At 40.3% G+C, this 12,387-nt stretch carries 13 protein-coding genes and 2 pseudogenes; 6 read left to right on the forward strand and 9 right to left on the reverse strand.

Going from position 1 to position 12,387, the window contains the following annotated elements; all coding sequences use genetic code 11:
* Positions 1-32 precede the first annotated feature (32 nt).
* Positions 33-671: a 2OG-Fe(II) oxygenase gene (locus tag CWC18_RS10415; RefSeq protein WP_138592375.1), complete on the reverse strand. Its 639-nt coding sequence runs from the start codon at positions 669-671 to the stop codon at positions 33-35.
* A 155-nt stretch (positions 672-826) separates the two neighbouring features.
* On the opposite strand from CWC18_RS10415, the gene CWC18_RS21940 reads away from it, so the two are divergent.
* Positions 827-1,027 (forward strand): transposase, encoded by a 201-nt coding sequence (locus CWC18_RS21940; protein ID WP_138592376.1) that lies wholly within the window; start codon positions 827-829, stop codon positions 1,025-1,027.
* Positions 1,028-1,524: 497 nt separating this feature from the next.
* On the forward strand, positions 1,525-1,899 hold the full coding sequence (locus tag CWC18_RS10425) for a hypothetical protein (RefSeq protein WP_138592377.1): 375 nt from the start codon (positions 1,525-1,527) through the stop codon (positions 1,897-1,899).
* 320 nt (positions 1,900-2,219) lie between these two features.
* Here CWC18_RS10425 and CWC18_RS10430 read toward each other — a convergent pair whose 3' ends face one another.
* Positions 2,220-2,420, reverse strand: a complete 201-nt coding sequence (locus CWC18_RS10430; RefSeq protein ID WP_138592378.1) for a hypothetical protein — start codon at positions 2,418-2,420, stop codon at positions 2,220-2,222.
* Positions 2,421-2,692: 272 nt separating this feature from the next.
* On the opposite strand from CWC18_RS10430, the gene CWC18_RS10435 reads away from it, so the two are divergent.
* The 3 genes from CWC18_RS10435 (at position 2,693) to lodB (ending at position 8,186) form a co-directional block, all read left to right on the forward strand.
* Entirely contained in the window at positions 2,693-4,636 is a 1,944-nt protein-coding gene (locus tag CWC18_RS10435; protein WP_138592379.1) for a flavin monoamine oxidase family protein, read from the forward strand.
* A gap of 346 nt (positions 4,637-4,982) precedes the next feature.
* Positions 4,983-7,019 carry a CTQ-dependent lysine 6-oxidase LodA gene (lodA, locus tag CWC18_RS10440; protein WP_138592380.1) on the forward strand — a complete coding sequence of 679 codons (2,037 nt, stop codon included), beginning with the start codon at positions 4,983-4,985 and terminating at the stop codon, positions 7,017-7,019.
* 6 nt (positions 7,020-7,025) lie between these two features.
* Positions 7,026-8,186: a lysine-epsilon-oxidase maturase LodB gene (gene lodB, locus CWC18_RS10445; protein ID WP_138675220.1), complete on the forward strand. Its 1,161-nt coding sequence runs from the start codon at positions 7,026-7,028 to the stop codon at positions 8,184-8,186.
* Here the strand turns inward: lodB and CWC18_RS21945 are convergent.
* The 6 genes and pseudogenes from CWC18_RS21945 to CWC18_RS10470 form a co-directional block, all read right to left on the reverse strand.
* Positions 8,096-8,518, reverse strand: coding sequence for a transposase (locus tag CWC18_RS21945; protein ID WP_138592382.1), 423 nt, complete (start codon positions 8,516-8,518; stop codon positions 8,096-8,098). The genes lodB and CWC18_RS21945 overlap by 91 nt on opposite strands.
* A 136-nt stretch (positions 8,519-8,654) precedes the next feature.
* Positions 8,655-8,849 (reverse strand): annotated as a pseudogene (locus CWC18_RS10455) (integrase core domain-containing protein); the annotation flags it as partial.
* 18 nt (positions 8,850-8,867) lie between these two features.
* Positions 8,868-9,368, reverse strand: coding sequence for a transposase (locus tag CWC18_RS21745; protein ID WP_349654469.1), 501 nt, complete (start codon positions 9,366-9,368; stop codon positions 8,868-8,870).
* Positions 9,369-9,458: 90 nt separating this feature from the next.
* A pseudogene (locus tag CWC18_RS21750) lies at positions 9,459-9,725 on the reverse strand (IS110 family transposase); the annotation flags it as partial.
* 300 nt (positions 9,726-10,025) lie between these two features.
* The gene (locus CWC18_RS10465; protein ID WP_138592384.1) at positions 10,026-10,370 is read right to left on the reverse strand and encodes a hypothetical protein; all 345 of its coding nucleotides are present in this window, start codon (positions 10,368-10,370) and stop codon (positions 10,026-10,028) included.
* 265 nt (positions 10,371-10,635) lie between these two features.
* Positions 10,636-10,938 (reverse strand): winged helix-turn-helix transcriptional regulator, encoded by a 303-nt coding sequence (locus CWC18_RS10470; protein WP_249348246.1) that lies wholly within the window; start codon positions 10,936-10,938, stop codon positions 10,636-10,638.
* A 105-nt stretch (positions 10,939-11,043) separates the two neighbouring features.
* Here CWC18_RS10470 and CWC18_RS21480 point away from each other — a divergent pair, with 105 nt between their 5' ends.
* Positions 11,044-11,340 (forward strand): hypothetical protein, encoded by a 297-nt coding sequence (locus tag CWC18_RS21480; protein WP_249348247.1) that lies wholly within the window; start codon positions 11,044-11,046, stop codon positions 11,338-11,340.
* A gap of 364 nt (positions 11,341-11,704) precedes the next feature.
* Here the strand turns inward: CWC18_RS21480 and CWC18_RS10480 are convergent, their stop codons facing one another.
* Positions 11,705-12,178: a low molecular weight protein-tyrosine-phosphatase gene (locus tag CWC18_RS10480; protein ID WP_138675221.1), complete on the reverse strand. Its 474-nt coding sequence runs from the start codon at positions 12,176-12,178 to the stop codon at positions 11,705-11,707.
* Between the last annotated feature and the right edge of the window lie 209 nt (positions 12,179-12,387).

The following is a 12,387-nucleotide window of genomic DNA, read 5'->3' on the forward strand; positions in this document are numbered from 1 at the left end:
GGTGATGATATCACTAAGCTATATGGCTGTGTTTATCTAGGTGGGTCAACTTGCCCATTGACAGAGCTGTTCACCCTAAACCAACCCGCAATGGAATAACGAGGCTGTGTTGCAGGGAGGACCTCATGTGGAAATTCATCACTTAAAAAGGTAACTAATGTACCAAAGTGGGGCGTTACCTTTTGTGTAAGTAGCTCATGATCATGTGTGTCATACAGCGCAAGTTCGCCGCCATATTCGCTTTGCCAATCTTGATTTAAATATAACACGGTTGAGAGGACACGATTGGTATTGCCTTTAAAGGCATCTACGTGTTTTTTGTAAAATGCACCAGGTTCGTAATGCGCAAAATGGCATTCATAGCTAAACAAGCCCATAAACAGCTGACTATTTAAATGGTTTTTTAGCCCATCCATATAGCTTAAAAAGGTCTCTTCAAGCGGGTCACTGCTATCAAGCCAGTGAATTTTGTCTCGTCGGATCTCACTATTTTGAGTGTGTTCGGTTTGCCTACCAATGCCCGCGGTTGCAAAATCACCGTCTGAAAACAACGCTAAACGTTGGGTTAACGCCTGTAATGCAGGTGCGTTTTTATCAATGGCTTGAATACTCAAACCAGACACGCGCAAGTCGTGGGCGATACGATCAAATAACTCATCAGTTGATTGCAAGAGGATCTCGAACTGTGCAATAAATTATGTAGGCTTTTTACCACATACCAGCGTTTTAGGCGACTTGAAAATGCATAGATCAGCTAAATCACACCTTTATAGTGAGTTCAATCCATGAACTGGTCTCATATCATTGATATACGGCCTCGGGCTATTTGCTTGAGTATGACTATGACTATTCTGATTTAGCAGTTGAAACCTGTTTAACCTTAATAGCTGTATTTCATTTGCGACTCAGAACCTTAGAAGGGTTTGTAAATTTCTTGCTCACAATGATGGACACTTCGTTACAATCTCCGGTTATAGCTGTTTATGCAAACGCAAACGCAGCAAAACACTTGATGTGCGCTATTTAAAGAGGGAAAGCAAAGGCTCATAGATATCGTGGTCGATAGCACTGGCCTTAAAATGCACGGTTATGGTGAGGGCATGCGATAAAGTACCGTGCAAATAAGTTGCGAACTTGGCGCAAATTGCGCTTGGCAGTTGATGTGACCATCCATGACGTTGTAAGTGCAGAGTTGTCGATTTAATCAGACCATTGTGCAGAAATAGTGACAGAGCCACAAGTGTGACGGTGCGTATGATTGGCGCAGTGACGACAAACTGGACGCAGAAAAAAGAGAAATGAATAAGTTACGCGGTGCCAAAAATATCGTCATGTTTAAGCGATAAGATAGCAGTGTATGTGTTGTTTGGGTGTGCCGCATGATTATGTTTCTTGTATAATGAATTGATTTATATTAATTTATTGGACTGGCTAAGGTGTGTTGTTTGTTTTATCATCACCTAATAAGAAAACAGGCTTTCTAACACTAATTTTCTAATTATACGTAGGAGTGTCATTTTAGTTATGCAGACGGTTAAAAAAGAAAAGGGACCTAGAGTCGATTCAGTTTCTGAAAACAAAGTTAAGAATGAGTCTCTCACAACTGAGTTGCACTTTGAGCTATTAAAGCAATACACTTGGCTTGCTTCTGCCGTTATTGGTGCCATTGTTATCCTAATTCAATTAAATGCGGTTGAATTAGGGAAGGATATTTATATTTCCCTCGGTTTTTTAGGTCTTTCAATTTTTTTCTCTCTTGTAGGCCAAGATTATATAGTAGATTCATTGCTCAAAGGAAAAGATATATATGCTGTATCTAAAATATTAAAATTGATTAGAATTACTTCCATGCTTTTCTTGGCACTGGGCGCGGGCTATATTTTACCTGGGATGCTTTAAGTGATTAATAGACTAGAGTCGTATTTAAATAAAAGGTTGAGCACAGCAGTTCAGGTACAGTACATTCGTTGGTAACGATACTCAGTATGGGTAAATTTGATGTATGTGAAGCAGCGATAGTAGTGTAATAAATTCAGCCTTATTACATTGTCGCTCGGGCTAAAAAGTCAGTTATTAAAATATTGATGTTTGAGTTGGCTGAACAATTGCGTACTTATCCAATTAATATTCGATGTACTATTAGGTTCATTGCAGCGCGCAAAAAATTAGAATTTACCATTGGGCGTAATTCTTGATACTGTATTCTGAATACTGCGTTTTTACTGTAAAGCCCTGATTGATAGGTTTTGACCATGAGTCAGGCTCTCTTTCAGGTACAAGAATGTGTCGTGACCTTTTCCTTCAATATATATCTTTTTAGGGCGACGGCTTTTTTCTTCAAACTCTCTCATTAGAGTCATTAAATAGGGAGTCATATCTCCAAATTGAGCACGCCATTGATAAAAAATAGCGCTACTCATTCCACGCTTCCGACACAGCTCTGGAGCAGCCCCCGTTTTCGGCTTATTTTATAATAGCCATATTTGTTTCTCTGAATATTTTGACTTTTTCATGGGGGATCTCCTCCTGCGTTTAGTGTACGAGAAAATTCTATTTCTAACCTCAGTTATTTTTCGGGGGGATCACCTTGTAATGGGCTGTAATAGCGTTTTTTTCTCCTGTAATTCATATTTACGAACGTATTTTTAAGCGGTTACGCACGTAAATTTTTATTAAAACAGGGAGCAAGTCCATGTCTCAATACAATAGTAGAGCCGATTTTTTAAAAGACAATCCACAAGCGAGCGCTTTTGCTGCGTTGGCAAATGCAACTCAGCAGCAAAATGCAGTGACTGATGATTCATTAAAACATCTAAAGAAAGGGCAGCTAGATGGTAAAAAAGTCATCGTAATAGGGTCAGGTGTTGGGGGATTAACCACTGCCTATGAAATTTTAAATCAACAGCAAAGTTCTCCCGAAGAAAAGCGCGTAAAAGTCACTGTGCTAGAGGCTCAAAACCGCACAGGCGGGCGCTGCTTGAGTTTGCGTACGGGAGACACTCTTATAGAAGATTGTGATAGTGAGTTATTCAATTCAAGCCCTAGTCAACCGCAAATAGTCAGGTTTAAACACCCGCAAGGCGACAGTGAACCTTATCTAAATGCTGGGCCCGGCCGTATACCTAGTAGTCACAAAAGACTACTTTCTTACTTAAAGCAATTTTCTGTTGATATAGAAGTGTATGTAATGAACAGCGGTTCAAACTTGGTTCAAAAGCAAGATGCATTTAACGGGTTACCCGTTGTTTATCGACGTTTAGATCATAATACGAGAGGTTGGTTAGCACAGATGGTGTATGACCAAGCAGAATTACTATTGAAAAATATGAATGTTGAGGGTGCAAAGCTCACTGAGCGCGTTGAAGAATTACAGAGTTTAATGACCAGCTTTGGGGAGTTAGACGTAAATGGGAAATATCATGTTAGTTCTGGAGATGAAGGGTTTGAAAACGGAGTTACTCGGGCGGGTTATACTGAACTGCCAGGCGTCGCGCCGGGTGTTATTGCTGAGGCGTTAAGCTTTGAGAGTCTATTGGAGTCTAAGTTTTGGAAAAACACCAAATTTTTTCAGCCAAACGATTTTTTGTGGCAACCGACATTATTTCAACCCGTGGGCGGTATGGATAAAGTACAACATGCTTTCGCGCAACAGGTCGCGTCACTAGGTGGAGATATCTTACTGAATAGTCCAGTGAAACATATCAATTGGGATGAGCAAGCAAAGCAGTTTGTTGTTCTGGTGCAGACAATGGGCTCAGCGAAACTCACGGAGTACCGAGCCGATTATTGTATTAGCAATTTAGCAATGCCATTCTTAAGTGACATTCTGTCAGACAATCTACAAAATACCGATAAAGAAACGGGATTTGAACCTGAGTTTAAAAATGCGCTGCATGCTGTTTACACTGCACAATTTTCTCCTGAAAAAGCGCCAGGATATATAGCAAGAAACGATGGGTACATCCCTCGCTTTTTAGCGTGCACAGCCAAAGTTGGTTGGCAAGCTGAACGTGCATTATGGCAGGGCAGTGTTATTGATAGCGGCCATAGCTCACATCCAACAGGGGCAAAAAATGGCGTGCCCACCTCTGAAATTGGCGTAGTGCCCATATTTGGCGGTATTTCGTGGACAGATAGTGACATTCAACAAATCTGGTACCCGTCAACGGCTTATCAAGATCAAAAAGGTGTATTAACGGGAGCTTATAATTTCGACAAAGTTGCTCATGATTGGGGGAAGTTGTCGGTTGATGAGCGATTAGAAAAGGCGAGAGATGATGCCCGTAAATTTAGCCAACCTTTTGCCGCAGGCCTGCAAGATGGGGTGGCAATTGCTTGGCAAAATATGCCTTATATAAAAGGTGGCTGGGCTTATTGGCAAGCGGTTGGTGATGCAAAATATGCGACCAAGCAGTTTAATGCTATCGCCCAAGGTTCAGTTGTGCACAATTCAGATGGCTCAAAAACTGATCCTTGCTTTTTTGTCGTTGGCGACCAATTGTCATCATTACCGGGTTGGCAAGAAGGGGCGATTGCTGCTGCGTTACATGCAGTAAGTAGAATAGCAGATCCAAATCAACCAATTGTACATTTAGCTAATTTACCTGATACACGATTGATGGTCGAAGGCATATAACGGAAATTGGACCTTATCAACACTCCGAGTAGTTTACTTATTGAGCTGAGTGTTGGTTATTGAGAAACCATTTTGTGGCAGATTGAACTCTGCCTTTCCTCAATTTTTCTTCTATTGATATAAAGCTATTTATGTAACGCAACGACCTTTCAAGCTTGTTCAGTTTAAGCTGGCGCAATTTAGGTGGGAGTTAAATGAAGTTAACAATGTAATGCATTGTAATGTTATTTAAAAATTCACAGTGTTAGATTTATTGCTAAATAGAAGTTAATTTTGTTCACCTTGGTTGTTATGTACATGACAAAAATATGAATCTGACTGCAACCACAAATAAGGCGTTAATTTTATGGAACTTACAATACATCCCTCAGTTGGGGTATCTCGCTTAGGCAATAGCCCTGAGTCTTTTTGTCTTTCACCTGAGAGGATTGGCCAACTTCCTTATGAAGCAGATGCTAACGGTAATAAGCTTGGGCCTATCGTCGAATTTAAAGATGAAAAAGGTCAAATTAAACGTCAGGGTCAAGTCTTTAAGCTGTACCAGAAAGATGGCACTGAATTAACACTTAACACGCCTAATGTGAAAGCTATCAATTGGACTGTACATCTGGCCAATAAAAAAGCAGCTTGGTATCAGTATAGTGAGCTTGAAGGTAACTTATTATATGGCGAAAACAATAGCTACGTTAATCGTGAAACACCATTACGAAATGCAGATAAAACATCCAATGAAGCGCGGCAAAAACTCATTGTTGATCCGGGTCCGCGCGAGATCAGCGGCGCAAGTTGCTCAGTAGGTTTCGATCAAGGTACAGAGCCAGTGCCTGCTGATTACCCCGTATCTTACCCTAATTCTGATGTCGAATATGGTACTGCTGTATTAACACTAGGAGATCTAAAAACGGACAATGAGGGTCGCTTGATTGTGCTTGGTGGCTATGGCCATGCTGGTGGTGATAAACCTTTGGTGAGTTATGGTGGTTCCGATACTTGGCATGATGACATTGCCGATGGGCCGGTTTATTGTACGGTTGAATTTGAAGATGGTAGCGAACCAATTTCATTACAAGCTTGGGTTGTGGTTGGCTCGCCGGACTTTGCTCCGGAAATTGTCAATATTTCAAACCTGAGTGATAGTATGTTTGATGTGGCAGTAAGAGATTTTAATCTAATACCTGATATGTGTCTTGATGGGGTTTATAACGATACTTATATTGCTAACTACCAGCGAGATATTTTACCTATCGTAAAGCGCTTTAGCCGTTATCAATGGGTTGCTAACGTTCAGTCTATGGCCGCATTTAGTGCTGATTCATTTGATTATACAGATAGTAGTGAAGAAAATCGGGCTAATCGTGAAAACTATTTTTCTTATTTCAGAGAGCCTGACGATAAGTCTAACCTGTCGCCTAATCAACCTCAGCAGGTATTATTTAAAAATGACTTCCCAATGATGCCGTTGAACTCTGGCAGTAACTCGGTGAGTAATCAAACTATTGAAAAGTTTGATGCGCTGAGTCAAACCCAAAAATTTTTGCTAGGCCAATGGGCTAGGGGCTGTTTTGAAGCAACGGAAAACTTTAAACCTCACCCAGTTGATCCGCTTGATCAGGGAAGTGTTGGTAACTGTGTTGGGTTGCCAATGTGTCCAGGTATTGAGGTTACTTGGAGTCTTCAAAACCCGAAGGTTTATACATCACCTTATATAATCAGTGACTACAAAGGTAAAAATGGTTACAACAAAACGGGTTTATCACCTTCTCGTGATGAATGTGAAGGGGGTGGATGTGAGCCGGGTGATTTAACCAAACGTATGGCGTGTCCGTGGCAGGCTGATTTTTTTCAGTGTACGATTCAAAATATAAACTTCACTAATCCAGCAAAAAATAAAATCAGTGATCAACCTTTACCACCGACTTATTATTCGTACTGGTGGCCACCTCAAAGTCCTTGGGATGTGCTGACAGGCGAAACAACGGAGATTGGGCAGGCTGAATCCCATTTACCCGCAGGTGAGCAGGTTAATTATCAAAGGGGGATCAACAGCTTTGTCCAAATGGTGGAGCATTGGTCAGCTTTAGCGTTTATTCGAGATAAAAATGCGCAAGATCCCGATTACCCTTATTTTACCGAAACGGAACGCAATCACGCTTTGTTTTCGTATAAGGAAATATCTACTGGCCAAATTACTGGTAACCCGGAAGATGATGGTACTAGTATTCCTGTCTTCTATATTGAGTCAAAGCGTTGCCCAACGGTTAAAGCTCGGGGAAAACGCGCTAAATTAATGGTCGAGGCCCTTGAGGCTAGAGCCTTTAAACCTATCCAAGTAGCGTATAACCATTCGCAAACACCGCGATCTGGTCGCCGAGTTAGGAGATAGTAAACGATGGTTTCATCAATAATTGATACTGATGTGGCCATATTTGGCGCAGGCCCAGCCGGGGCCTGCGCCGCTTTGAGCCTGCTGAATCATACTAATTTGGATATTACCCTGATTGAACAATCTGATCTCAATCGAGAGCGTATTGGTGAGCATGTCACTGAAAGTATTTTTGACTTTATCGATTATTTAAAAATCAAACCAGAAAACTTTGGTTCTGACTGTTTCATTCCTACCTTTGATAGTACTTCTTATTGGGGATCGGATTTACCTGGGATGCGCAATTCAGTGTTTACTGCACAACAATCTACCTTTCAATTAAACAGGGAGCAGTTTGATTTACAGTTGCTGGAAAACATCGCCGAGCGCGGTGGCAGGGTAATGCCTCGAACTCATTGTCAGCAAATCAATCAATGGGAAGATGGCCGTTGGCAGTTGAAACTATCTCATCCAGTACATGGAGCGTTTATCCTATGCGCTCGTTTTATTGTTGATGCAAGTGGACGTAACGCTAATATCAGTCGTCAGCTCGGGCTTACGGGCAAGAAAGTGGATGATTTAATGGCTGTTGGACGGTTCTTTGAATGTACCAGTGACGAACAAAAAAAGCAGGAGTATTTGATTGAAAGTACCGAGCATGGCTGGTGGTATGGCGCTCTATTGCCAAACAATCAATATAGTATTTGCTTTTTCTCCGATGCAGATATCGTTTCCAATCTCAGATTGAATCAGCAAAGTCATTTTAATGCGCTCTTGGCTCAAACCAAGCATATAAAAAAGTTAGTAAAGGAGACAAAAGTAACCACGCCACACCCATGGGTACGTCAGGCTTATAGCCAGAGCAATGTATTTGAAAGCTTACCTAATTTTTTAGCCATTGGTGACGCTGCATGTGCTTTTGATCCAATTTCATCTTTGGGTATTGGCTTTGCTTTATCTTCGGGCTGTCATGCTGCCAATTTGATTGCTGCTAATTTAACAGATACTGACAGTAATCAAGAACAACTTATTAATCAATTTCAAATGGATTTGAATAACCAATTTGACCACTACCTAACACTCAGACAGCAGTTTTATCAGCAAGAAGGTCGTTGGCAACAAGCCCCATTTTGGCAAAGAAGACATGTAAAAATAACGACTCTGCAATCTGAGGGGGTTAGCGCATAGTTACTTTTTATGTTTAGCAGGGCCTTGTTGATCAACAAGGCCCTGCGTTTGCATAAACAGCTATAACCCGATGATTGCAGCGAGGTATCCATCATAGTGAGCAAGGAATTTACAAACCCTTCTAAGGCCCTAAGTGGCAAATGGAATACGGCCCTTAAGGTTAAACACGTTTCAATTGCTAAATTAAAATAGTAATTTGAACGACCACGGCCACCGTGTTTTTCGGTATTTTGCCACTTTGAGATGGCACGCTCACTTAGCCAAATATTGATGTTACTGCGTTGAACTAAAGCACGGTTGTACTGTGACCAATTCCTAATTTTATTCTTCATTTCGCATCATGGGTTAAGGCATTTAATGATCTGATCGCACCGAATCATAGAAGTTCAATTATCTAGGAAACAACGCCACTTGCCTGATAAAGTGACTGGGTTAGTGAGTTTTATGAAAGTGTTCTGCGCAACTAAATCAGGACACTTTTCTTAAGGAACTTTGCTCATATTCAATTGGCGACAGAGCACCATTTGCCGTATGAAGTCGTTCTAAGTTGTAATAGCGCATATACGCTGCCACATCATCTCTCATATACTCATGTGTTGGTTGAGGAACTTTCAACAACCAATCGTGTTTTAAGCTACCGAAGAAGCGTTCAACAACCGCATTGACGCTCCTATGTCAAGGTCAACTTAGTTTTGATAAATCAAAAACAATAATAGGATACAACTCTCTTACTATGTAGCGTTTTAAACAACGCTGGATTTCTTTATTTGATTTGCCTTCTGATGAACGTTTTTCTACATACTTCCTTGTTCTAGAATCATTACGCATTCGAATTAAAGCTACAGTCCAAAGTGCATTATTAGCATCTCTTGCACCACCTCTGTTTAACCTGTGCCGTTGCTTTTTACCTGATGATGCATCCAAGGGGCTAACACCACATAAAGCTGCAAAGGATGATTCTTTTTTTAGTCGCTCAGGGTTGTCACCAGCAGCAACAAGCAATGTCGCTGCAACATAACTTCCTACACCATATTGCTCTAGTAATGTAGAAGCTGCTGAGCTGGTTAATGCTTTAAGTCGTTTATCAATTATTTTTAGCTCGTGTGACAGCATTTCCCATCGCTTTGCTAGCAGGTTCAGCATTGATATAAGTGTTTCTTCAAGTATGCTGTCTGAATTCATTTCTAGTGCTTTACAGGCAAGAATGCATTGGTAACTCGAAGGGACATAGCACTTTTGACGAATATGTTCTGGCGCAGTAACAAGTAAAGCTCGAATCTGGTTGATTGCTTGTGTTTTAGACTTTACTGAGCTTTTCCTTGCTACAACCAAAAACCTCATAGCTTCAACTTTTCCATCATGATATTTGGGGATAGCAGTAGATTCATTAGCCAAGACAGAGCGAGCAGCATTTTCAGCATCAGTAGGATCGGATTTTCCTCTTAGCCTTCTAACTGCTCGATTAGGACGGTTAACTTCAAAAACTGTAATGTGTTTACCTTGCAAGAACTTACATAAGCCGGCACCATAGGTGGCTGTCCTTTCTAATCCTGTTCAGAATTCCCAAAAACTCTTGGCACTAGTCGCTCTTTGATACATATAGTATTTCTGCGGACTGTGGAGTGGGCTCGGGAATCACTCAAAGTGAAAATGGTTATTAATGTTCACACTTCAGTATAGTTTCAGTTGCTTTAATAGTTAGCACGCTTCGAAAAAATGAAGTGAGATCCTGAGCTAATTGACTTAGCTGATTAAGGTTGTCGCTTAGGCAATTAACACAGGATCTAGGATCGACTCAAATAATATTAAGCAGATAAAGTTAAGGCTGTGAAGTTTAAACTATTCACCATGTGATTCATGGAAATGCTGGCCATGTTGGTGATGCCAATGCCCATCATGGTTATATTCAACACGTCCATTTTCGACACGTTGTTTGTGATCACACTTTAAGCTATGAGCATGTTTGTGTTTCTTATGCACACTGACCAATGCTTCGTGAGTATGACCTGCATGCATATGATGATCATGGTTATCGTGGTTATAGTCAAAGTGGTCTTTGTGCCATTCAGCTGCATGACCACACTTTGCGTTATGGTCATGCTTATGGTCATTATGTTCCTTATGCTCCCCGGCTATAACTGTGCCAGCTAAAAATAACGTTGAAAATAATAAAGCCTTTTTCATAGTGTTTTCCTTCTTTGTTAATTAAGTATCACTATATCTTTATTTAAATATAGAAAAAGTCAATAAAAGCATTATGTTATAACGTTTTAATCCTTGTGCGGTTATTATAAATATTGTTCAATAGCACCTGTATCATGGATGCTAACCATCTCTCTCAACGGTTAATTACCGTTAAGTTATTTCTTGTGTTTGTCATATGTTTTTCTAGCGCGTTCGAACGTGGATTGATGCTTATCAGCCCAAAGAACCAGCTCATATGAAGGCTTTACAATACCTTTTCCCAGTTTTTTAAAACATATTCAACCCGAACAGGTACTTCAGGGTAAACGGTTCTGCTAATGTAACCCTCTCGTTCTAAGTCTATTAGGGTTTGGGTGAACATACGTTGAGAGATCCCTTTTACTCTAAATTTCAGCGTATTAAATCGTTCTGAGTCATCAACAAGTGTAAATAGAATTAACAGCGTCCACATATCACCGATTTGTGCAACCACGTTGCGCACAGGGCAATCCTCATTATTGTGAAAAACACGCTTACCTGAATTCCTATTTTGACTCTCATTTTGCACCTTGATTACCAAAAGGCAGCCATTGTAGTTACCTATGTTAAAAATACTTATCTTTTTATTTTTCTCCTTACAAGCCGTTTGGCATATGACCAGAGCATAAACAGAGTGGAGGTTGAACTATCCACATTCAATAAGCCAAATTGGAAGGAGCAAGAAGCTGTGAATGCCAAGCGCATTGCTGACGTTGTTCAAAATCTTATGAATAACCACAATTTCGATTACATTATTAAGCAGTATAATAATAGCGATTACGTACAGCATAATCGAAATTTGCCTGATAAAGTGACTGGGTTAGTGAGTTTTATGAAAGGGTTTGTAGAGGACTTCGTTGCCTATGGGTATGACGTTAAACATGGTATGTTGATGGAAATCATGTGGTCTTTCATTCTCACGTTACTTTGAATAAAGAAAATAGAGGAAACGACTGAAAAATTATGAATATCATTGACATATGGAGAGTGGAAGGTGGCAAAATTGTTGAGTATTGGGACGCGATCTAAGTAGTAGATTTATCAATGAGGGGTTATGCATTTTTTAATGGGGAAATATTGTTAATTCAAATAGTATTTTTTTTGATAAGAGGTACCTCGTTTTGCTAGAGATGATGGGCTAGCAAAAGATCTTGGTTAAAAGCGATGACAGATAGTTGTGCTAAATTTCAAGCGTGCTTTATTTTAGGTACTGATGATATATTTTTACTGTGAGTTATAGCCTTACACTTTAGTCATCGCAGATGTTAAAAGAGGTTCAGTATTTGAGAGTAAAGTCACGTATTAAACCCTTTTATGATATTTTTTGCTGCACTTTCAATGAGGTCGAGTACGACCTCAAAGCCATCACCTTCACCGTAATATGGATCTGGTATTTCGTCGACTGATTGCTTGCCATAACTTAGAAATAATTTTACTTTGTGTTGATGTTGCGCTGGGCATAGTGCAAGGAGGTCACTAAGGTTTACTTTGTCAGCCGCTAATATTAAATCAAAATCAGTAAAATCTTGCTGCCGAACTTGGCGAGCGCGCATATGACTAAAATCATAGCCCCGCATCTCTCCCGCGGCTCGGCTTCTTTTATCTGGTGGATTGCCTTGATGATAAGCAATCGTGCCAGCTGAGTCGATATCTAGGCTAAGCCCTGCATCTCGGGCCATGCCTTTTAATACGGCTTCACCCGTTGGAGAGCGACAAATATTGCCCATACAGACAATAAGTATGCTTGAGGGGTTGCTCTTATGACTCATACGGTTATTTCGTCAGTTCTTGATAGCATGAAAGTACACCAATTTGTGAAGTAAGAATAGTCTATTTTATGAATGCTTTAGTGGGGGGTTTAGCGTGAACTAACAATTAATCTTTCCAGCACTCTATTTTTTTGTGGTATCTTGTTGTTTTTATTAATGGGGTTTATTGGTGAAGGGATGAAGCTTTCGTTAATTAACCTCAGATCTGT

Source organism: Pseudoalteromonas aurantia (assembly GCF_005886875.1).
Classification (GTDB): domain Bacteria; phylum Pseudomonadota; class Gammaproteobacteria; order Enterobacterales; family Alteromonadaceae; genus Pseudoalteromonas; species Pseudoalteromonas aurantia_A.